Origin of the sequence: Streptomyces profundus, from assembly GCF_020740535.1 — a bacterium.
GTDB classification, from domain to species: domain Bacteria; phylum Actinomycetota; class Actinomycetes; order Streptomycetales; family Streptomycetaceae; genus Streptomyces; species Streptomyces profundus.
The window spans coordinates 3254921-3274388 of the sequence record NZ_CP082362.1 but is presented as its reverse complement, the minus strand read 5'-3'; the positions used below and the strand labels follow the sequence as shown (position 1 = coordinate 3274388).

21 protein-coding genes and 1 tRNA gene are annotated in these 19468 nt (G+C 71.8%); 7 read left to right on the top strand and 15 right to left on the bottom strand.

What is annotated here, in order from left to right:
- Nucleotides 1–60 precede the first annotated feature (60 nt).
- Complete coding sequence (locus tag K4G22_RS14285) at nucleotides 61–657, bottom strand: HhH-GPD-type base excision DNA repair protein (RefSeq protein WP_228080617.1); 597 nt, start codon at nucleotides 655–657, stop codon at nucleotides 61–63.
- Nucleotides 658–878: 221 nt separating this feature from the next.
- On the opposite strand from K4G22_RS14285, the gene K4G22_RS14280 reads away from it, so the two are divergent.
- Both K4G22_RS14280 and K4G22_RS14275 read left to right on the top strand, forming a co-directional pair.
- Nucleotides 879–1361, top strand: coding sequence for a DUF4334 domain-containing protein (locus K4G22_RS14280; protein ID WP_228080616.1), 483 nt, complete (start codon nucleotides 879–881; stop codon nucleotides 1359–1361).
- A 205-nt stretch (nucleotides 1362–1566) separates the two neighbouring features.
- The gene (locus tag K4G22_RS14275) at nucleotides 1567–2670 is read left to right on the top strand and encodes an NAD(P)-dependent alcohol dehydrogenase (RefSeq protein ID WP_228080615.1); all 1104 of its coding nucleotides are present in this window, start codon (nucleotides 1567–1569) and stop codon (nucleotides 2668–2670) included.
- A 45-nt stretch (nucleotides 2671–2715) separates the two neighbouring features.
- Here the strand turns inward: K4G22_RS14275 and K4G22_RS14270 are convergent, their stop codons facing one another.
- A complete protein-coding gene (locus K4G22_RS14270) occupies nucleotides 2716–3597 on the bottom strand; it encodes an LLM class F420-dependent oxidoreductase (protein WP_228080614.1) in 882 nt (293 codons plus the stop codon).
- A 137-nt stretch (nucleotides 3598–3734) separates the two neighbouring features.
- Nucleotides 3735–4607: a glycoside hydrolase family 16 protein gene (locus K4G22_RS14265; protein WP_228080613.1), complete on the bottom strand. Its 873-nt coding sequence runs from the start codon at nucleotides 4605–4607 to the stop codon at nucleotides 3735–3737.
- A 246-nt stretch (nucleotides 4608–4853) separates the two neighbouring features.
- Between K4G22_RS14265 and K4G22_RS14260 the strand changes: the two genes are divergently transcribed.
- Nucleotides 4854–5090 carry a hypothetical protein gene (locus K4G22_RS14260; RefSeq protein WP_228080612.1) on the top strand — a complete coding sequence of 79 codons (237 nt, stop codon included), beginning with the start codon at nucleotides 4854–4856 and terminating at the stop codon, nucleotides 5088–5090.
- 168 nt (nucleotides 5091–5258) lie between these two features.
- On the opposite strand, the gene K4G22_RS14255 is transcribed toward K4G22_RS14260, so the two are convergent.
- The 6 genes from K4G22_RS14255 to K4G22_RS14230 all read right to left on the bottom strand — a co-directional run bounded on the left by K4G22_RS14255 (nucleotide 5259) and on the right by K4G22_RS14230 (nucleotide 8739).
- Nucleotides 5259–6131: an RNA polymerase sigma factor SigF gene (locus tag K4G22_RS14255; RefSeq protein ID WP_228080611.1), complete on the bottom strand. Its 873-nt coding sequence runs from the start codon at nucleotides 6129–6131 to the stop codon at nucleotides 5259–5261.
- A gap of 208 nt (nucleotides 6132–6339) precedes the next feature.
- Nucleotides 6340–7122, bottom strand: coding sequence for an RNA polymerase sigma factor SigF (locus K4G22_RS14250; protein WP_228080610.1), 783 nt, complete (start codon nucleotides 7120–7122; stop codon nucleotides 6340–6342).
- A gap of 133 nt (nucleotides 7123–7255) precedes the next feature.
- Nucleotides 7256–7414, bottom strand: a complete 159-nt coding sequence (locus tag K4G22_RS14245) for a hypothetical protein (protein WP_228080609.1) — start codon at nucleotides 7412–7414, stop codon at nucleotides 7256–7258.
- 111 nt (nucleotides 7415–7525) lie between these two features.
- Nucleotides 7526–7612: transfer RNA gene (locus K4G22_RS14240), tRNA-Ser, on the bottom strand.
- Nucleotides 7613–7622: 10 nt separating this feature from the next.
- A complete protein-coding gene (gene tadA / locus K4G22_RS14235) occupies nucleotides 7623–8216 on the bottom strand; it encodes a tRNA adenosine(34) deaminase TadA (RefSeq protein WP_228080608.1) in 594 nt (197 codons plus the stop codon).
- A complete protein-coding gene (locus tag K4G22_RS14230; RefSeq protein ID WP_228080607.1) occupies nucleotides 8194–8739 on the bottom strand; it encodes a tRNA adenosine deaminase-associated protein in 546 nt (181 codons plus the stop codon). Before K4G22_RS14230 ends, tadA begins: the two co-directional genes overlap by 23 nt.
- A 275-nt stretch (nucleotides 8740–9014) precedes the next feature.
- Here K4G22_RS14230 and upp point away from each other — a divergent pair, with 275 nt between their 5' ends.
- Nucleotides 9015–9647: a uracil phosphoribosyltransferase gene (gene upp, locus K4G22_RS14225; RefSeq protein WP_228080606.1), complete on the top strand. Its 633-nt coding sequence runs from the start codon at nucleotides 9015–9017 to the stop codon at nucleotides 9645–9647.
- A gap of 35 nt (nucleotides 9648–9682) precedes the next feature.
- On the opposite strand, the gene K4G22_RS14220 is transcribed toward upp, so the two are convergent.
- From K4G22_RS14220 to K4G22_RS31820, 3 genes are all read right to left on the bottom strand, one after another.
- Nucleotides 9683–10381: a LytR C-terminal domain-containing protein gene (locus tag K4G22_RS14220; protein ID WP_228080605.1), complete on the bottom strand. Its 699-nt coding sequence runs from the start codon at nucleotides 10379–10381 to the stop codon at nucleotides 9683–9685.
- 140 nt (nucleotides 10382–10521) lie between these two features.
- Nucleotides 10522–10818 carry a type II toxin-antitoxin system VapB family antitoxin gene (locus tag K4G22_RS14215; RefSeq protein WP_062209395.1) on the bottom strand — a complete coding sequence of 99 codons (297 nt, stop codon included), beginning with the start codon at nucleotides 10816–10818 and terminating at the stop codon, nucleotides 10522–10524.
- A gap of 80 nt (nucleotides 10819–10898) precedes the next feature.
- Nucleotides 10899–12422 carry a M28 family peptidase gene (locus K4G22_RS31820; RefSeq protein ID WP_322785097.1) on the bottom strand — a complete coding sequence of 508 codons (1524 nt, stop codon included), beginning with the start codon at nucleotides 12420–12422 and terminating at the stop codon, nucleotides 10899–10901.
- Between the two features lie 152 nt (nucleotides 12423–12574).
- On the opposite strand from K4G22_RS31820, the gene K4G22_RS14200 reads away from it, so the two are divergent.
- Nucleotides 12575–13498 carry an AEC family transporter gene (locus K4G22_RS14200; protein WP_228080604.1) on the top strand — a complete coding sequence of 308 codons (924 nt, stop codon included), beginning with the start codon at nucleotides 12575–12577 and terminating at the stop codon, nucleotides 13496–13498.
- A 21-nt stretch (nucleotides 13499–13519) separates the two neighbouring features.
- On the opposite strand, the gene K4G22_RS14195 is transcribed toward K4G22_RS14200, so the two are convergent.
- Genes K4G22_RS14195 through K4G22_RS14185 form a run of 3 tightly spaced genes read right to left on the bottom strand, consistent with a single transcriptional unit; the run spans nucleotide 13520 to nucleotide 16239 of the window.
- Entirely contained in the window at nucleotides 13520–14446 is a 927-nt protein-coding gene (locus K4G22_RS14195) for a UbiA family prenyltransferase (RefSeq protein WP_228080603.1), read from the bottom strand.
- The gene (locus tag K4G22_RS14190) at nucleotides 14430–15629 is read right to left on the bottom strand and encodes a 4-hydroxybenzoate 3-monooxygenase (RefSeq protein WP_228080602.1); all 1200 of its coding nucleotides are present in this window, start codon (nucleotides 15627–15629) and stop codon (nucleotides 14430–14432) included. The genes K4G22_RS14195 and K4G22_RS14190 overlap by 17 nt, the downstream gene beginning before the upstream one ends.
- A 13-nt stretch (nucleotides 15630–15642) precedes the next feature.
- A complete protein-coding gene (locus K4G22_RS14185) occupies nucleotides 15643–16239 on the bottom strand; it encodes a hypothetical protein (RefSeq protein WP_228080601.1) in 597 nt (198 codons plus the stop codon).
- A 328-nt stretch (nucleotides 16240–16567) separates the two neighbouring features.
- On the opposite strand from K4G22_RS14185, the gene K4G22_RS14180 reads away from it, so the two are divergent.
- The gene (locus K4G22_RS14180) at nucleotides 16568–18079 is read left to right on the top strand and encodes an SDR family oxidoreductase (protein WP_228080600.1); all 1512 of its coding nucleotides are present in this window, start codon (nucleotides 16568–16570) and stop codon (nucleotides 18077–18079) included.
- Between the two features lie 18 nt (nucleotides 18080–18097).
- Entirely contained in the window at nucleotides 18098–19459 is a 1362-nt protein-coding gene (locus K4G22_RS14175) for a cryptochrome/photolyase family protein (protein ID WP_228080599.1), read from the top strand.
- Nucleotides 19460–19468 lie beyond the last annotated feature (9 nt).

The window sequence follows — 19468 nt, the reverse complement described above, 5'->3', positions numbered from 1 at the left end:
CACCGCCCATGGCGACCGGCCGCGACCTGGCGCGGCGGACGGCCGCTCCCGTCCGCCGGACTACTTCTCCCGGGCGCTCGCCGACTCCTTGGCGGCCTTCTTGGCCCGCTGTTTGAACTCCCGGACCATGGCCAGGGATTCGGGCCCGGTGACATCGGCGACGGAACGGTGGGACCCCTCCTCGCCGTAGGGCCCCGCGGCCTCGCGCCAGCCCTCCGGGGTCACGTCGAACCGCTTGCCCAGCAGCGCCAGGAAGATCTGCGCCTTCTGCCGGCCGAAGCCCGGCAGGGCGTGCAGGCGCCGGAACAGCTCCGCACCGCTCCCCGCGTCCCGCCAGATCGCCCCGGCGTCCCCGTCATGGTGCGCGACCAGATAGCGGCACAGTTCCTGAACGCGTTTGGCCATCGAGCCGGGGAAACGATGCACGGCAGGTTTGGCGGAGAAGAGCGCGGCGAACTCCTCCGGGTCCATGGAGGCGATCCGTCGGGCGTCCAGATCGTTCTCGCCCAGCCGCTGGGCGATGGTGTAGGGGCCGGTGAACGCCCGTTCCATGGGCACCTGTTGGTCGAGCAACATGCCGACCAGAGCGGCGAGCGGGCTTCGACCGAGGAGGGCGTCGGCCTCGGGCTGCTGGGCGAGGCGCACAAGGGTGGTCATATCCCCCATCATGTCGCCCGCCAGGGGCATGCGGGCGCACGCCGGCGCGCTTTGGCCCACGCGCGCCGGTTGTGCGCGCGCAGGCCCCATGTTCCCTGGGGCCGATCCCGCGTACCGTCGACGCGCGAACACGCTCGGTGCGCGCCGAGCGATCGAGTGTGATCGCTTTGTCGCTGACCCTGATCGGTGTCGCAGTCAGGCGCCGTGGAGAGGACGGACGGATGGGACCCGACGAGGCCAGGGCGCGCTTTCACGAACTGCGGAAACGGGAGGCCGGGGTGGTACCGGCCGAACTGGACGAGGTCTGGGCGGCCCTCCCGGCCGTCCGCGCCGAGGAGATACTCGGCGAGTGGCGGGGCGCCGCCTTCGCCACCGGGCACCGGTTGAGGGAGGCGCTGGTCGCGCACCGCTGGCGCGGCAAGGTCTTCCGCTCGCTCTCCGACGTCAAGCCGCTGATCTGCCTCGACGAGAACGACGAACCGTTCTCGAACGTCGAGTTGGGCATGGGCGAGGCAAGCCTGTGGAACGTCGAGTTCCGCGGCGAGGTGACGGCCGCCATGGTCTACGACGGACAGCCGATCCTCGATCATTTCAAGCGGGTCGATGATCAGACCCTTATGGGCTTGATGAACGGCACTTCCGAACTGGTCTGGGATCAGGGCGAACACTTCTACTTCCTGCTCGAACGCGACCGGATTCGCTGACCCCGGCAACCCCAACCCCAACCCCAACCGCGACCCCAACCCCAACCGCGACCCCAACCCCAACCGCGACCCCAACCCCAACCCCAACCCCAACCCCAACCGCGACCCCAACCCCAACCCCAACAACCCCAACGGCAGCCCCACCCCCACCCGTCACCACAGGGCAAGCACCACCGTCCACCCGTCGAGGAAGGAACTCCATCACGTGCGCATCACCGCCGTGCTCTCCCGTGGGCCCCGGCACCCGTTCACCCTGGAGACCGTCGAGCTGGACGCCCCGCGTCCGGACGAGATCCTGGTGCGGATCACGGCCAGCGGCCTCTGCCACACCGATCTGGCGGTGCGGTCCCTGGCCCCCGAGGGGGCGAACCCGCTGGTGCTGGGCCACGAGGGAGCCGGAGTCGTCGAGGAGGTCGGCCGCGAGGTGCGCGGCGTGGCCCCCGGCGACCGGGTGTTGCTCAGCTACCGCCGCTGCGGCGCCTGCCCCAACTGCCGGGACGGGCGGCCCGCGTACTGCGCCGGCATGCTGGCGCTCAACAACGGCGGCACCCGCCCCGACGGCTCCACCACCCTCCGGCAGGGCGACACCCCGCTGGTGGGCTCCTTCTTCGGCCAGTCGAGCTTCGCCAGCCATGTGCTGACCACCGTCGACAACACGGTGGTGGTGGGCCGGGAGACGGACCTCGGCACCCTCGCGCCGCTCGGCTGTGGAGTCCAGACCGGCGCCGGCGCCGTGCTCAACGTGCTGCGTCCGGAGCCTGGAGCCACCCTGGCGATCTTCGGCATGGGCAGCGTCGGCCTCTCCGCGCTGCTGGCCGCGCGCACGGCCGGCGTCGCACGCGTCCTCGCCGTGGATCTGCTCCCCGAGCGGCGGGAGTTGGCCCTCGCGCTGGGCGCGGAGCTGGCGCTCGACCCCGGCGCGCTCGAAGCGGGCACCGAGCTGGCCGACGCCGTGCGGGGCCTGCTCGACGGCGGCCCCGACCATGCCCTGGACACCACGGGGAACCCCGAGGTGATCGCCCAGGGCGTCAAGGCGCTGGCCGCGCGCGGGACGCTGGTGGTGGTGGGGCTCGGACCGAACGAGCTGACGCTGGACGTCCAGGACCTGATGTACGGCGGCAAGAGCCTGCGCGGCTGCGTCGAGGGGGACTCCGTGCCGGAGCGGTTCATCCCCGAACTGCTCGAACTCCACGCGGACGGGCGGTTTCCGGTGGAGAGGTTGGTCACCAGGTACCGCTTCGAGGACATCAACCAGGCGGTCGCCGACCAGCTGGCCGGCCGCGTCGTCAAGCCGGTGCTGACCTGGTAGTCGGGGGTGGGGGGCGGCGGCGCCCCCCACCCCCGATCCGTCAACTCAGCTGCTCAGCGGCAGGATCGGGGCCAGCGCACGGTACTCGGCCAGCGGGAACTCCGCGCCGATCCGGTCCGTGACGATCTGGACCGCCAGATGGTCGGCGCCCGCGTCCAGGTAGTCGGCGACGCGCTGCCGGATGGTGTCCTGGTCGCCGAGCGCGAAGACCTCCGCCAGCAGCCGATCGCTGCCGCCGTCGACGAAGTCCTCGTCGGTGAACCCCGCCCGCAGCAGGTTGTTGGTGTAGTTGGGCAGCTTGAGGTAGCCCGAGAGATAGCCGCGCGCCGTCGCGCGCGCCCGCGTGAGGTCGTCGTCGAGCACCACCTTCAGCTCCGGTGCCAACAGCGCGTCGTCGCCCAACGTGGCGCGCGCCTGCGCGGTGTGCTCCACGGTGACCAGATACGGGTGGGCGCCGGCCGCCCGGTCCCGGGCGAGTTCCAGCATCTTGGGCCCGAGCGCGGCCAGCACCCGCCGCTCCCTGGGCACGGGACGGGGCGCCTGGTCCAGGGCCGTGAGGTACTCCACCATGGACGAGTACGGGCGGTGGTACCGCTCGGTGAGCGGGCCGTGGCTGACGCCGAGCCCCAGCACGAAGCGGTTGTCGTGGGCGTCGTTCACCTCGGCGAAGTCGGCGGCCTCGGTCTGGGCCTCGTTGCCCCAGATGCTGGTGATCCCGGTGGCGACCCGGAGGGTCGAGGTGGCGGCCAGCAGCGGTTCGGCCTGCCGGACCGTCGGGCTGCCGCCGATCCAGAGCGCGCGATAGCCCAGCTGCTCCAACTCCCGTGCCGCGTCGAGAAACGCGGGCTGCGGGGAGCCGTCGGGCGACTTCAGCGCGATGCTCCAGACCCCGACGGGGCCGAGTTCCGTTGCCAGAGTGTGTGTCATGCGAGCGGGAACCCGACCGCGCGCGTCGGATATTCCGGCGTGCCCGCCATCTGGCCGATAGCGGTCACCGCCCCTTCGGGGAACCTCCTCGTCGGGTGGGCCTCGAAGCCACCTGGCCCTGAGGCCCACCCGCCCGCTCAGTCGCTGGTCGTGACGCTCACATAGTCAACGATCATCTGCTGCGGGAAGGAGGTGCCGTCGTCCGGCGGGCCGGGCCAGTCGCCGCCGACCGCCAGGTTGAGGATCATGAAGAACGGCTTGTTGAAGACCCAGGCGTTGCCTCCCAGATCGCCCGGGGTGAGCTCCTGGAAGACATTGCCGTCCACCGACCAGACGATGGAGTCCGGTGCCCAGTCGATCGCGAAGGTGTGGAAGTCGTCGGCGAAGATCTCGCCGCCCGGCAGGCTGTAGCTGCTGCCGATGCCCGCGCCGCCCGAGTAGCCCGGACCGTGCACGGTGCCGTGCACCGTACCCGGCTGATGGCCGACCATCTCCATGATGTCGATCTCGCCGCTGTCCGGCCACGGCACGCCGGGGAAGTCGCTGCCCAGCATCCAGAACGCCGGCCAGATGCCCTGGCCCTGGGGCAGCTTGATGCTCGCCTCGACCCGCCCGTACTCGGCCTGGAAGGTCTGCGACGTGTTCATCCGCGCCGAGGTGTACTCACAGGTGCCGTAGTAGCACTGGTAGTTGGCGGCACCCTCCGCGGTCGCCGTGATCACCAGGTTGCCCTCGCCGTCCAGCTGGGCGTTCTCGGTGCCCTCCGTGTAGTACTGCAGTTCGTTGTTGTTGATGTTGTCGCCCGGGTCCAGCCGCCACTTGCCGGTGTCGACTCCGGAACCGGCGGGCCCGTCGAAGTCGTCGATGAAGACGACCGCGCTGGGCTGGGGCGCGGCGGCCCGCTCGGGCTCCGCCTGGGCGTTGGCCGCCAACAGCGTGCTGGCGCCGAGGGCGAGAACGGCTCCGCCGACGATCCAACGGCGGGCGGGGGAGCGCCTGGAGGCACTCATGGACATCACATCCAAAGGGTCGGTCCGTGGGGGGACCACTCATTGGACCGTCGCGTCAGAGGCCCCGCAAGACATCGGGAGCGGTTCCGGTACGGGGCCGAAAACCCCTCCCCCATAGCGGGACCAAACGCCGGATTCCCGGCGAAGCGGGCTGGCCGTCGTATTGCGGGCGGCCGGCGATATGGAACGAGAAGGCCGGCGGTCCGGCTGTTCCGGTGGTCGTGGGATTCGCTAGGGTCGGCAGGCATGGCGCACAATCCCCAGGCACCGCAAGGCCCTCAGGGCCCCCGAAGCCCTCAAGATATCGACCCGGCCGGCAGCACGCAGATGTTCCAGGCGTTCGTGAACGACGGCCCCGCCCCCTCGGCCGGGCCCGCGGCCACGCCCCCGCCGGCCTCATCGGGGCCGCGGGTCGGCCTCATCGTGGGCGTCGTGGTGGGGGTGTTGGCCCTCGCCGCCGTCGTGTATCTGCTGGCCTCCTGAAGACGGCCGCCGGCTGCCGGCGCCCGAAGCGGGGTGCGCGTCCCAGGGCAGCACTGGGAGGCGCCTGGCGGGCGCGGGAACGCCGGGGCGCGGAGACAGACAGGGGCGCGGGGGTGGTCCCGATGGATCCCCCGCCGGACCGGCGGCCACCCGCCGGTCCGGGTCGCTTCACTCTTCGGCGGTCAGGCCCTCGCGCAACTGCTGGAGCGTGCGCGTGAGCAGCCGCGAGACATGCATCTGCGAGATGCCCACTTCCTCGCCGATCTGCGACTGCGTCATGTTCCCGAAGAAGCGGAGCATGATGATCCGCCGCTCGCGGGCGGGCAGCCGGGCCAGCAGCGGCTTGAGCGACTCGCGGTACTCCACGCCCTCCAGCGCGGTGTCCTCGTAGCCCAGCCGATCGGCCAACGAGCCCTCGCCGCCGTCCTCTTCGGGGGAGGGGGAGTCCAACGAGCTGGCCGTGTAGGCGTTGCCCACCGCCAGACCGTCGACCACCTCCTCCTCCGAGACGCCGAGGCAGACCGCCAACTCGGGGACCGTGGGGGAGCGATCGAGCCGCTGGGACAGCTCGTCGCTCGCCTTGGTGAGGGCCAGCCGCAGCTCCTGGAGGCGCCGGGGGACCCGGACGGACCAGGAGGTGTCACGGAAGAAGCGCTTGATCTCGCCGACCACCGTCGGCATGGCGAACGTGGGGAACTCCACGCCGCGTTCGCAGTCGAAGCGGTCGATCGCCTTGATCAGCCCGATCGTTCCGACCTGGACGATGTCCTCCATCGGCTCGTTGCGGCTGCGGAACCTGGCAGCCGCGTAGCGAACCAGCGGGAGGTTCAACTCAATCAGGGTGTCCCGCACATAGCCGCGCTCCGGGCTGTCCGCGTCCAGCCCGGCCAGGCGCTGGAAGAGGGAACGGGAGAGCGTGCGGGTGTCGAGGTTGTCGGTCTCGGCGGGAGCTGTGTGCGGCACCGAGGGTTCGTGCGGCGCGGGAACATGCGGCGTGCCGGTCGTGGTGAGCACCTTGGAGCTGCCCAGTTCTACGGACATGCCACCCCCTTGAGGTCGGCGGGACGGGTCGCGGCGGCCACCTCTGGCAGGACTCCCACGAGAGGCACCCTCTCGTGAATACCGGAGCTGCCGCCTTGGCAAACGCGGTTCCAACAGAATGTCACATGTCATCAACACGATGTAGCTTCATGTCGATAAAACGGCACAGCTGATGTGTGAGTTCCCGGAGTTGGGTCCTTCGTAAGCCTTACTTCTCGATCGGGTTTGCGGAACGCAGCCTGCTGAAGCTGCGGGCCAGCAGCCGGGAGATGTGCATCTGCGAAAGTCCGAGCTCCGCGCTGATCTGCGACTGCGTCAGATTGCGGTAGTAGCGCAACAGCAGGATGCGTTGCTCGCGCTCGGGCAGTTGCACCAGCAGATGTCGGATCAACGCGCGGTGCTCGACATCGGCGAGACCCGGATCCTCGTACCCGAGCCGGTCGACCAGCGCGGGTGAGCCCTCCTCGCGGTCCCTGGTGGCCTCCAGGGAGGAGACCCGGTACGCCCTGCCGGCGTCCATGCTCGCCACCACGTCCTCCTCGGAGAGCCGCAGCCGCTCGGCCAACTCCGCGGTGGTGGGCGACCGGCCCAGCGCCGTCGTCAGCTCCTCGGCCGCGGCGCAGACCCGCGCCCACAGCTCGTGCAGCCGTCGGGGCACATGGACCGCTCGCACGCTGTCCCGGAAGTGCCTGCGGATCTCGCCCACGATGGTGGGCAGCGCGAAGGTGGCGAACTGCACGCCGCGCGTCGGATCGAAGCGGTCGACGGCATGGATCAGGCCGATGGTGCCGACCTGGACGATGTCCTCCATCGGTTCGTTGCGACTGTGGAAGCGGAGTGCGGCGTAGCGGACCAGCGGCAGGTTGGCCTCGACGAGGGTGTCCCGCACCCTGGAGTGCTCGGCGGTGCCCGTTTCGAGCCGGGCCAGCCGTTCGCAGAGCGACTGCGTGAGCACGCGGGCTCCGGCGCCTTTGGACCGCGTCACCGCCACCTGCCGACCACCCCTTCACGGTGCACTAGCCGCAAAAGCAGTCATAGCATCACAAGACATGCCCACCGTGCGCAAGCACCGGATCACAACGTGTTGATCGCGCGAACGCCCCACCGGACGGGGCGACTCGCCGTCAGCTCAACGGGGCGAACAGCGCGTCGACGGCCCCGGCCAGCGCGGTGAAGACCAACTGGGCGAACTCCCCCGAGCGGTCCGGAAAGCTGATCACGGAGTACAGCACGCCCACGACCAGCAGATAGAGGCCGACCTTCCTGGCCATCACCAACGTCATCTGCGCCTCCCGCGCCGAGTCTAGCCACCCAACCGAGACGGAAACCGAGACGCCAACGCCGACGGCCCGGCTCCCTCGCGGGGGCCGGGCCGTCGAACGTGGTGCTCAGAGCGGTAGCGGAGGGATTTGAACCCTCGGTGGAGTTGCCCCCACACTCGCTTTCGAGGCGAGCTCCTTAGGCCGCTCGGACACGCTACCGGGAGAGAGCCTATCCCACATGGCCGCGTGGGCTGAAACCGGTTGAGGAGTTCCCCGGGTTCCCGGGCTTCCCGGGGCTGCCCGGGTTGCTCGGGCTGCCCGGGTCGCGGAAGAAGTCGGTCAGGAGTCGGGCGCACTCGGTGCCGAGGACGTCGGAGACGACCTCGGGGCGGTGGTTGAGGCGGCGGTCGCGGATGACGTCCCAGAGGGAGCCGGCCGCGCCGGTCTTGGCGTCGGGGGCGCCATAGACCACCCGGTCGACCCGGGACAGCACGGAGGCGCCCGCGCACATGGTGCAGGGCTCCAGGGTGACCACCAGCGTGCAGTCCGTCAGCCGCCACTCGCCCAGCCGCCGTGCCGCGTCGCGCAGTGCCAGCACCTCGGCGTGCGCGGTGGGGTCGTTCCCCGCCTCCCGTTCGTTGTGGCGCTCGGCGAGCACGGGCCCCCCGGGCCCGCCGGGGCCGAGCAGGACGGCGCCGACCGGCACGTCGCCGGCCAGCGCCGCCTGCCGCGCCTGGGCCAGGGCCCGGCGCATCGCCGGGCGCCAGGGATCACGCAGCGGGTCGCTCACCTGCGGGCCATCACCTGACCGCCTCCAGGACATCGGCGCAGCCGAGCGCGTCGGCGATCTCGCCGAGCGCGTCGTCCGGGCTGAGGGTGAGCACGGTGCCGGTGTCGATGCCGAGGTCGCTCAGCAGGCCGGCGTCGCCGACCGGGCCGTGCGGCACGGCCTCGCCGCCGGCCGTCTCGTCGTCCTGTTCGTCGGTCAACTGCTCCTGCTCGTCCGGACCTTCCTCGGTGCCGTCGAGATCCACCAGACGCTCAAGGGCGTCGGAGGCGGTCGGCGAGCGGCCCAGAAGCTCGTCGGTGAGCAGAATCTCGCCGTACGCGCTGCGCAGCGCCCGTGCGGCGTCCGAGACGAAGACGCGCGGGTCGTCCTCGCCATCCACCCGGACGAGGCCGAACCAGGCCCCCTCCTGCTCGATGCAGACGAGCACCGTCTCGTCGTCGGCGACGGCGGCACGCGCCAGCTCGGCCAACTCGTCGAGGCTCTCCACATCGTCCAGCTCTGTATCACTCGCTTCCCAACCGTGATCGGTCCGCGCGAGCAGTGCGGTGAAGTACACCGTGACTCTCCCCACTCGGTTCGGCAGTGCCCTTGAGCATCGTGGCAGATAAGGGGTGCGCTGTCGGGTAACTCGGCAGTTCGCCAACGGAATGTCCGCGTGTGTTGTTCCGGCCGTGGGCGTGGCACTGCCGGTCACCACTCTCCATGCCGCCGCCACAGCGTGTCCACCGGGAGGTCACGGCTGATGTGTGCGTGGCGTGCCGATGTGCCCGAGAGCGCGGGTAGGCGCCGGCGGGCGAACGGGTGTCAGTGGCGTTCGCTAGTGTCGAACACATGCGGACCCATGTCGTCGACCACCCGCTGGTGGCGCACAAGCTGACCACGCTGCGCGATCAGCGCACCGATTCCCCCACGTTCCGGCGGCTGGCCGACGAGTTGGTCACCCTGCTGGCCTACGAGGCGACCCGCGATGTGCGGACCGAGCAGGTGGATATCCGCACGCCGGTCACCGGCACCACGGGGGTGCGGCTCTCCCATCCCCGGCCGTTGGTGGTGCCGATCATCCGGGCCGGCCTGGGCATGTTGGACGGCATGGTGCGGCTGCTGCCCACCGCCGAGGTCGGCTTCCTCGGGATGATCAGGGACGAGGAGACGCTGGAGGCGTCCACCTACGCCAACCGGATGCCGGACGATCTGTCGGGTCGCCAGGTCTATGTGCTCGATCCGATGTTGGCCACCGGCGGCACCCTGGTCGCCGCGATCGACGAGCTGATCCGGCGCGGCGCCGACGATGTCACGGTGATCTGCCTGCTGGCGGCGCCCGAGGGCGTGGAGCGGCTGGAGGGCGCGCTCTCCGGATCCCCGGTCACGGTGGTCACGGCGGCGCTGGACGAGCGGCTGAACGAGGAGGGCTTCATCGTGCCGGGTCTTGGCGACGCGGGGGATCGGATGTACGGCACGGTCTGAGCCCTCGCCGCCGCGCCGGCCCGGCGCGGCTTGGGTCAGCAGTCCTGGGCGGCGGGGGTCGCCGGGTCCGGTCCGGCGAGTTCGGCCAGCAGGGCCTCGGCCTCGTCCGGCGTGGTGAGTTCGGTGAAGCCGTCGCCCAGCACCAGGTCGACCGAGCTGGCCGGGTCCGTCTCCTCGTCGGTGGCGGCCTCCTCGTCCGGTGTGGGGTCGCCCGCCTCGGCGCCGGCCAGTTGGGTGGCGAGGACGTCGACGGCGCCCGAGGCGGTGGCCGTCTCGGTGCCGAGGAGGAGGCCGGGGGAGGCGATCCGCCCGTCGAGTTCCTCGGGGGCGTTGGCCACCTCGCCGATGACGAAGCCGCGTTCCTCCAGCAGTTCGGCGGTGTCCTGGGCCAGCCCGGTGCGGGGGGTGGCGTTGTAGATGTTGACGGTGATGGCGGAAGGTTTCGGCAGCTCGGCGGCTGACGCCTCCGTCTCCTCGGCCGCGTCGGCGGTGGGCGTGCAGTCCCCCGTCCCTGCGGCGTTGGACCTCGCCTCGGTGGAGCGGTCGCCGTCGCCGTCGCCCGTGAAGACGTCGATGAGCTGGACGGTTCCGAAGCCGAGCAGGCCCAGCGCGGCCACCGAGCCCACCACGGCCAGCACTCTGCGGCGGTGACGCGGGCGGCGCATCCGCGGGTAACGGTCGCCCGTGACACGGAATTTCTTGCCGCCCATGCCCGGGGGCGTCAACATGCTCATGTCGGCAGCGTAGTCAGAGTCGTGGCCACTGCCCAATAAATGATCAGCTGAATTGCTGGTGGGACCCCGAACGGGGCAACGGACCGACGGGCCCGGATGCGCGGCGGCCCGGGAAACGGCCCGTCAACCCGGCATGCCCGTCAGTCCAGCTCAAGCACCCTGGCGTGCAGCACCTGGCGCTGCTGGAGGGCGGCCCTGACCGCCCGGTGCAGCCCGTCCTCCAGATAGAGGTCGCCCTGCCACTTCACCACATGGGCGAAGAGATCCCCGTAGAAGGTGGAGTCCTCGGCCAGCAGGGTCTCCAGGTCGAGCTGTTGTTTGGTGGTGACCAGTTGGTCCAGGCGGACCGGGCGCGGTGCGACGTCGGACCACTCCCGGGTGTGGTCCCGGCCGTGGTCCGGATAGGGCCGTCCGTTTCCGATGCGCTTGAAGATCACACGGAGAGCCTACCGGGCGCGGCGCTCCGGTCGCAGCCTCCTGGCGTGGTAAGGGCCGGTGGCTCCGGCAGCGCCGCAGGTCAGCGGCGTTCGGCGGTGCTTTCGGCTGCCGCGCCGCGTGGTCCGACCGGGGTGTGCCAGGCGTAGCGTCCGACGGCGTGCGCGATGGTTCTGGCGTTGATCTCCAGCGCCTCGGGGCTGATGTTGTCCAGGTCGTCGCAGCTCCGGTGGTAGCAGGGGTCGTAGGGCTCGCCTGCCCTGCCGCCCCAGAGCGCGGCCTCCTCCTCGGTCTTGAGCCCGTCGCTTCCGGTGAACGTGCCACCGGCCGGGATGCCGGCGGCGAGGAAGGGGGCGTAGTCGCTGCGGTCGTCGAACGGGGTGGGGCGGGCGGGGTCCTGTTGGCCGTCCTGGCCGGCCACTTCGCCGACGAAGGCGCCCAGGTCGTCGGCGATCCGCGCGGAGTCCTCGTCGTGGGAGGCGCCGTCGTAGACGAAGAGGCCGTAGTTGGGCGAGCCGATCATGTCGAAGTTGAGATAGAGGGCGATGGCGTCCCGCTCCGTGGGGGAGAGGCTCTCCACATAGTGCTCGGCGCCGCGCAGGCCCAGCTCCTCGGCGGACCAGAGGGCGAAGCGGACCTTGTGGGGGTGGTCGCCCTCCGGGGTGGCCAGGGCCAGTTGGAGCGCGGCCTCCAGCACCCCGGCGGCGCCCGAGGCGTTGTCGTTGATGCCCGGGCCCTCGCTCACGGAGTCCAGATGGGCGCCGGCGAGGACCACCTGGGACGGGTCGCCGTGTGGGGTCTCGGCGATCACGTTGGTGGTGTGGCGCTCCTCCACCAGCTCCCTGAGCTCCAGCCGGACGCTCGGCTGGGCGTCGGCCGGTGCCTCGGCGAGGGTGGCGGAGAGGGCTTCGCCGTCGGCGCCCGAGATGCCGCCGGTGGGGAGGGCGCCCGGGTCGGGGTCGCCCAGGGTTCCGGAGAGTTGGCCGGGGTCGGTGTTGTAGATCAGCACGCCCACGGCGCCCGCCTCGGCCGCGTTCGCCTGCTTGGCGGCGAAGGTGCAGTCGCCGCGCCGGATCAGGGCCACCCGGCCCCGCCAGTCGCGGTCGGCGAAGTCGTCGGCGGCGCAGCCGGCGCCGCCGTCGCCGTGCGCGCGCACCTCGGCGAGCGGCGCGGTGCGGCCACCGTCCTCGGTGTTGCCGGTGTAGGACATGGCCTTGACCGGGATATCGCGTTCCTCGGGGCCCAGCAGGGTCAGCCGTTCGGCGAGCGGCTCCCGGTAGGGGAAGGCGAAGCGCTGGTAGCTGACCTGGTAGCCGGCGTCCGCCAGCAGGGCGCCGGCGTAGCGGGCTGACTGCTCGTGGCCCGGGCTGCCGGCGGCGCGGTGGCCGTCGTTCGCCTCGGCGATGGACTGGAAGGCGGCGAGGTGCCGCAGGGTGCCGGCCGCCGTGGTGCCGGCGGCCGTCCGTTCGGCCAGCTCCTCGCCGCGAAGGACGGGGTCGTCGGCGGTCGGAGTGGCCGGGTCCGTCCGCGGTTCCGCCCGCGAGGGTGCGAGCAGCAGTCCGGCGGTCAGCAGGGGGGTGAGTGCCGTCACGAGAAGACCGATCATGAGACCGGACGTTATTGCACATATGTGGCCGATTCGCGGATCAGGAGCGTAGCGAATTCGGCATGTTTGATCGTTTCTGTGTGAATTGCCGAACGGTCTCGCTATCCGAGCGTGGCATTGACCGTTGATCACCCGCGGCGGAGAGTTCGACCATGCGTGGGGTGCTGACCGGATTCGTGATCATCGCGTCCCTCATCGGCGTCGGCTACCTGCTGGGGCGGCGCGGCTCGCTCGGGGTGAACGGACGCGAGGTGCTGACGCGGCTCGCCTTCCAGGTGGCGACCCCCGCGCTGCTCTTCGTGACCGTCTCCGAGGCCGATCTGTCGGCGCTGTTCTCGCCCCGCCTGCTGGTCGCCGCGCTCGCCATGGTGCTGGCCGCCGGCGCCTATGTGGTCGTAGCCCTGGTGCGCCGCTGGGGCGTGGGGCCCGCCGTGATCGGGGCGCTCTGCGCCGGCTATGTGAACATCGCCAATCTGGGCATCCCGGTGGCCGTCTATGTGTTGGAGGACATCTCGCTGGTGGCGCCCGTGCTGCTCTTCCAGCAGCTGTTGGTCACCCCGGTGGTGTTGACGCTGCTCGACCTGACGGGGGAGCGCGGCGCGGAGCCGAGCGGCGTCTGGCGTCGGCTGACCACGCCGTTTCGGAATCCCATTGTGTTGGGAGCGCTGGGCGGCGTCGCGGTGGCCGGAACGGGATGGAATCCGCCCACCACGCTTCTGGAACCGATCACCCTGCTGGGCAACATGGCCGTCCCCGCCGTGCTGCTGGCCTTCGGGATCTCCCTGCACGGCAGCGAGCTGCCCGGGCGCGGCCCCGACCGCGCCCAGGTACTGCTGTCGGTCGCCCTCAAGTCCGTGGTCGCGCCGCTGCTGGCCTGGCTGTTGGCGCTGGCCTTCGGGCTCGACCGGGAGGCCCAGCTGATCGTGGTGGTGACCGTCGCCCTGCCCACGGCGCAGAACGTGTTCACCTACGCCTCCCACTACGGCGTCGGCCTCCGGCTGGCCCGGGAGGCCGTCCTGCTCACCACGGCGCTCGCCGTTCCCGTCCTCGCCCTGGTGGCCACCCTGCTCGGTTGACCGGAAGCCACCAGGGCCGGATCAGAGCCCCGAGAGCTGACGGACGGCCAGCCCCACCAGCGCCATCAGGAGGAGCACCACCGGATAGAGGGAGGCGCGGTTGAACACCGCGAGCGCGGTCCTGGGGTGGGGGTCGCGCAGCAGCCGGAAGCCGGGGGTGACCAGCGCGTAGCCGCCGGCCAGGACCGTGCCGGCGACGCCGAGGAGCCCGAAGGCGGGGAACGCGCAGACCATCATCCCCACGCTGGCGAGGAAGGCGACCAGCAGGGCGCCGAAGGCCAGCACCACGCTCACCCGCTGGCCGTAGACCACCGGGATGGTGCGCACCCCGAGATGGATGTCCTCCTCGACGTCCGCCAGGTCGTTGACGATGTTGCGGCCCCCGATCTCCCAGGCCGCCAGCCAGATCGCGAACAGCCAGAGCACCGGCTGGTCGATCGCGTTGGTCACCGCGAACCAGCCGACGCAGCCGCCCAGCGCGACCATCACGCCGGTGAGCAGCGCCTTGTAGGGGGTGACCCGGGCGAGCTTGCAGTAGAGCGCCTCAAGCAGCGCCGCCGCGACGAAGAGCACCACGCAGACCCAGCTGATCAGCGCCGCGAGCACCAGCGCGGCGGCGCCGAGCGAGGCGACCCAGGAGGCGGCCATGGCCAGGCTGAGCCGGCCCTGGGCCAGCGGATGACGCACCCCGGCGCTGTCGATGTCGAAGCCGTCGTAGTCCCTGAGATGGGCGAACCGCTGCTGGTCGATCCGGGCGTCGATGAGGTCGTTCACCGCGAACACCGCGAAGAACGCGGCGAACGAGGCCAGCGCGCACAGCAGCAGCCGGCCCGGGGGCAGGCCGCCGGCGAGCAGCAGGCCGAGCAGCGGCTGCGCCACGCTGAGCGTCGCCTGGGTGCCCCGGGAGAATCCGTACAGCGCACGGACGTTCTCAGCCAGGAGGGTCATCGGGCCCATCCTCCGCGCCGGAGCCGACATAGCGATGGGCGAACGCGGCCGACTCCGGGCCTGGCTCGGCCAGTCGGCGTATCGCGGCCAACCGCTCCCTCAGCTCCGCCCGCGGGCCGCCGGCGCCCGTCTCGTTCGGCAGGTGCAGCAGTCCCAGCAGCCACTCGGAGAAGCCCAACACCCGCCGGGCGTCGGCCCCTCGCGCCGAGCTGTAGGAGGCGAGCGCCCGACCGTCGCCGTGCCTGAGGCGGTTGACCAGGGCGGTGCCGAGGTGCGCGGCGTCCGCGATGGCCAGGTTCATGCCCTTGGCGCCCGACGGCGTCAGCACATGCGCCGCGTCGCCCGCGAGCAGCAGCCGGCCGTGGCTCAGCGGCTCGGTGACGCTGCTGCGCATCCGCAGCATCCGCACCTCGGGCAGCGCGCCGATGGTCGGCAGCGCGCCGGCCAACCGGCCGCGCAGCTCCTTGACGATCCGCCCCGCCGGCCAGGCGTCCGGCGAGTCGTCCGGCGGGCACTGGAGGTAGAAGCGGCTGATCCGCGGGCCACGCGGCATCATCCCGGCGAAGCCGTCGGGGTGTACCGCGTACACCACTCCCTCGGCCGGCCGGTCCACCTCGGCCAGCACCGTCAACCAGTCGTACGGATAGCGCCGGTTGTGAACGCGGTGCCCGGTGGCGGGCAGCGCGGCACGCGAGACGCCGCGAAAGCCGTCGCAGCCCACCACGTAGTCGCATTCGATCTCCATACCTTCACACTTGAGCCGGGGACGTCGGGAGGCGACGTCCGTCACCGCCCGCACGGTATGGGAGAACAGGGGTGGGGGGCCCGCCTTCTCCAGGGTCCCGATGAGGTCCGAAACCAGGCGCTGCTGCGGGTAGACCCAGTGTTCACGCCCGCCGGAGTACGCTCCGTAGTCCACTCGAACGGTATGTCCCAGACAGCGGAAGTCGCACCAGCCGTGGCGCGTCGCGTCGGCCAACAGCCCGTCGGCGAGCCCCTGTCCGCGCAGCCACCGCACGGTGCGGTGCTCCAGCAGACCGGCGCGCTGACGCGTCTCCACCCGCTCCCTTGAGCTTCGCTCCACCACCAGGCAGTCGACGCCGGCGCGGGCCAGCACATTGGCCAACGCGAGCCCGGCGGGGCCGGCGCCGACGATGCCGACCTCGGTACGCAGTCGTCGCATCCTTGGGGTTCCTTCAGCCGGCCGGGACGAACAAGGGGTTGAACAGCTCGTTGATCAGCACCAGCGGCTCGTCGCCATGCCAGACCAGATAGGTCTTGTAGCAGGCCGTGCGGCGGTCGCCGTCCTGTTCCCAGCGGCGCCGACCGGTGTCGAGCAGGGTGCGGCGGTGGCCCGTGCCGGCCTCGGTCAGCGCGCGGCCCAGCGGTATCGAGGTGCTGGTGAGGCAGTGCTCGATGGCGGGCGCCAGATCCAGCCGCGCGACCACGTGGTTCACGGAGAGCGGCTCGTCGCCGGCCCTGACCGTGGCGGTGTGGCGGACCAGGACACCGTCGTCCTCGCCGGTGCGCAGCAGCGCGGCGACGCCCTCGCCGGTCTGTCGGGCGGTGACCCGTAACTGGGCGAGGAACCGTAGCCGCAACGATTCTCCCGACAGTGATTCCAACAAGGTGGTGGTCTGGCCCTCGCTGCTGAGCAGCATCCGGGTGAGGGGGGAGGCGAACCCCCTGGTGCGCGCGAGGGGGCGTTCGCGGGCCGCCGCCACTGCCCGCTCCAGCGGGAAGGCGAGGGGGAACACCAACGGGAAGACACCCGGCGGCGTCGGCATGGACATCCTGATCACTCCTCACCGTGGGCATCCGAAGGGGCCAACGGTCGCCACGCCCGTCAGGTCACGGCCCAGGACCCGGGGCGAACACACGAGCGAGGATTCGTTCCGCTTGGGGAACCGGGGGCGTTGTTTTCACTCGAACGGGGAAACGCGATCCGATCATCGATTCCGTGGTCATCGGATCGTGGGAACGACGGCCGCCGGCGGTCCCCCGCTGCCGCCCGCCGCCCGCCGGTCCTCGGCCGCCGCGCTTGCGGGCGTTGGCGGGGCCGCCAAGCATGAACGGGAGGGGGAACCTACGGGTGCGTCGCGCCGCCGACCGGAGGCTCATATGGGGCAAGCCGAAGCAGAACCGCCACTGCGCTGCCTGGTCACGGGCGCCACCGGTTATCTGGGCGGCCGGCTGGTCCCCGAGCTGCTGGCCGCCGGCCACACGGTGCGCTGCCTGGCGCGGCGCCCCGCCAAGCTGCACGGTCGGTCGTGGTCGGGGCGGGTGTCGGTGGCACGCGGGGACGTCACGGACGCCGACTCGTTGACCGAGGCGCTGCGGGACATCGATGTGGCGTACTACCTGGTGCACGCGCTCGGCGGTGGCTCGGACTTCGCCGAGACCGACCGGCGCGCGGCCCGGGTGTTCGGCGAGCGGGCGCGCGTCGCCGGCGTGCGGCGCATCGTCTATCTGGGCGCGCTGACCCCGCCCGATGTGCCGGAGGAGGAACTCTCGCCGCATCTGCGGTCGCGCGCGGAGGTGGGGCGCATCCTGCTGGAGTCGGGGGTGCCGACGGCGGTGCTCGGGGCGGCGGTGATCATCGGCTCCGGCTCCGCGTCCTTCGAGATGTTGCGTCATCTGACCGAACGACTTCCGGTGATGACCACCCCGAGCTGGGTTCGTTCGCGGGTCCAGCCCATCGCCGTTCGGGACGTACTGCATCTGCTGGTGGGGAGCGCGCGGCTGCCCGAGCACGTCAGCCGGCGGTTCGACATCGGCGGCCCCGACGTGCTCACCTATGAGGCCATGATGCGGCGCTACGCGTTGCACGCCGGGCTGCCCCGGCGGGTCATCCTGCCGCTCTCGGTGCTCACCCCCCGGCTCTCCAGCCTCTGGGTCGGCCTGGTCACCCCCGTGCCCCGGGCGCTGGCCCGGCCGTTGGTGGAGTCCCTGCGCTACGAGGTGGTCTGCCATGAACAGGACATCACCTGCTACGTGCTGCCACCGCCCGGCGGATTCCTCAGCTTCGACCTGGCGCTGCGCCGCGCGCTGCGTCGGGTCGGCGGCGGCGAGGCGGTCGCCCCGGCCGAGGCCGTGGCGCCCAGCGATCCGCTGCCCAGCGACCCGGCGTGGGCCGGCGGCTCCCTCTACGCCGACCGGCGCGAGCGGGTGGTGAACGCGCCCCCTGAGGCGCTCTGGCGGGTGGTCGAGTCGATCGGCGGACAGAACGGGTGGTACTCCTCGCCCCTGGCCTGGGCGGTGCGGGGCTGGCTCGACACCCTCTGGGGCGGCTCCGGGCTGCGCAGGGGCCGCCCCGATCCGGTACGGCTACGGCTCGGCGACGCGCTGGACTCCTGGCGGGTGGTGGCGCTGGAACGCGGCTCCCTGCTGCGGCTGCGGGCGGAGATGCGGCTGCCGGGGGAGGCCTGGCTGGAGTTGGGAGTGGCCAGCGACGCGGCGGGTCGGACGGTCTATCGGCAGCGGGCGCTCTACCATCCGCGAGGGCTGGCTGGTCACCTCTACTGGTGGGCCGTCGCCCCCTTCCACGCGTGGGTGTTCGGCGGCATGGTCCGCAAGATCGCGGCGCGGGCCGAGGCAGGCCCCGCCGCGCTGCCGGCGCCCGCGCACCCCTGAACTGCTCCCGGAGGAGCGATGGACGTCTCGATCGCGCTGTTCACCGCCGACCTGCGGCTGCGCGACAACCCGGTGCTGCGCGGGGCGTTGGACGCCGCGCGCCGGGTGGTGCCGCTCTTCGTCGTGGACCAGGGCGTCGCCGAGGCCGGGTTCGTCGTGCCCAACCGGGCCGCCTTCCTGGCGGACGCGCTGGCCCAACTGGACGAGGGGCTGCGGGAACGAGGCGGCCGACTGGTGGTGCGGCACGGCGACGCCGTGGCCGAAACCGCCAGGGTCGCCGCCGAGACGGGCGCCGGCGAGGTCCATCTGGCGGCGGGCGTCAGCGCGTTCGCCAACCGGCGTGAACAGCGCCTGCGCGCGGCGCTCGAACGGGACGGACGCGCCCTGCGCGTCCATGACGCGGTGCTGACGGTCGTGCCGCCCGGCGCCCTGGTGCCCGCCGACCGCGACCACTTCGCGGTGTTCACCCCGTACTTCCGCCGCTGGGACCGCGAGCGGGTGCGCGATCCGCTGCCGGTGCCGCGCTCCGTGCCGGTGCCCGAGGTGCGGTCGGAGCCGCTGCCCACGGGCGCCTCCCTCGCCAAGGGGACGCCGTCGCCCGGGCTGCCCAGGGGCGGCGAGGCCAGAGGGCGACGGCGACTTTCGGCCTGGACAGGGCGCCACCTCGACGACTACCACACGGCGGCGGACGATCTGGCGGCCGACGCCACCTCGCGGCTCTCCCCGTTCCTGCACTTCGGCTGCCTCTCCCCCACCGACGTGCTGTACCAGGCGCGACGGCGGGGCGGCCCCGGCGCTGACGACTTCGTGCGGCAGCTGGCCTGGCGCGACTTCCACCACCAGGTGCTGGCCGCCCGCCCGGCCGCCGGGCACCGCGACTACCGCCCGAGGAACGACCGTTGGCGCCACGATCAGGCCGCGTTCGACGCCTGGCGCGCGGGGCGCACCGGCTACCCGGTGGTGGACGCCGCGATGCGCCAGCTGCGCCACGAGGGGTGGATGCACGGGCGGGCGCGGCTGCTGGTGGCCAGCTTTCTGACCAAGACCCTCTATCTGGACTGGCGGGCCGGCGCGCGGCACTTCCTCGACCTGCTGGTGGACGGGGACATGGCCAACAACCAGCTCAACTGGCAGTGGGCGGCCGGCACCGGCACCGACACGCGCCCGGGGCGGGTGCTCAACCCGCTCACCCAGGCGCGTCGCTTCGACGCGGCGGGGGACTATGTCCGGCGCTGGGTCCCCGAGTTGGCCGGAATCAGGGGGCGTGCGGTGCATCAGCCCTGGCGCCTGCCCGAGGCCGAGCGCCCCGACTACCCGCCCCCACTGGTCGATCTGGCGGACGGCGCGCGGCGCTTCCACGCCGCGCGCGACAGGGCCTGACCGGCCCCC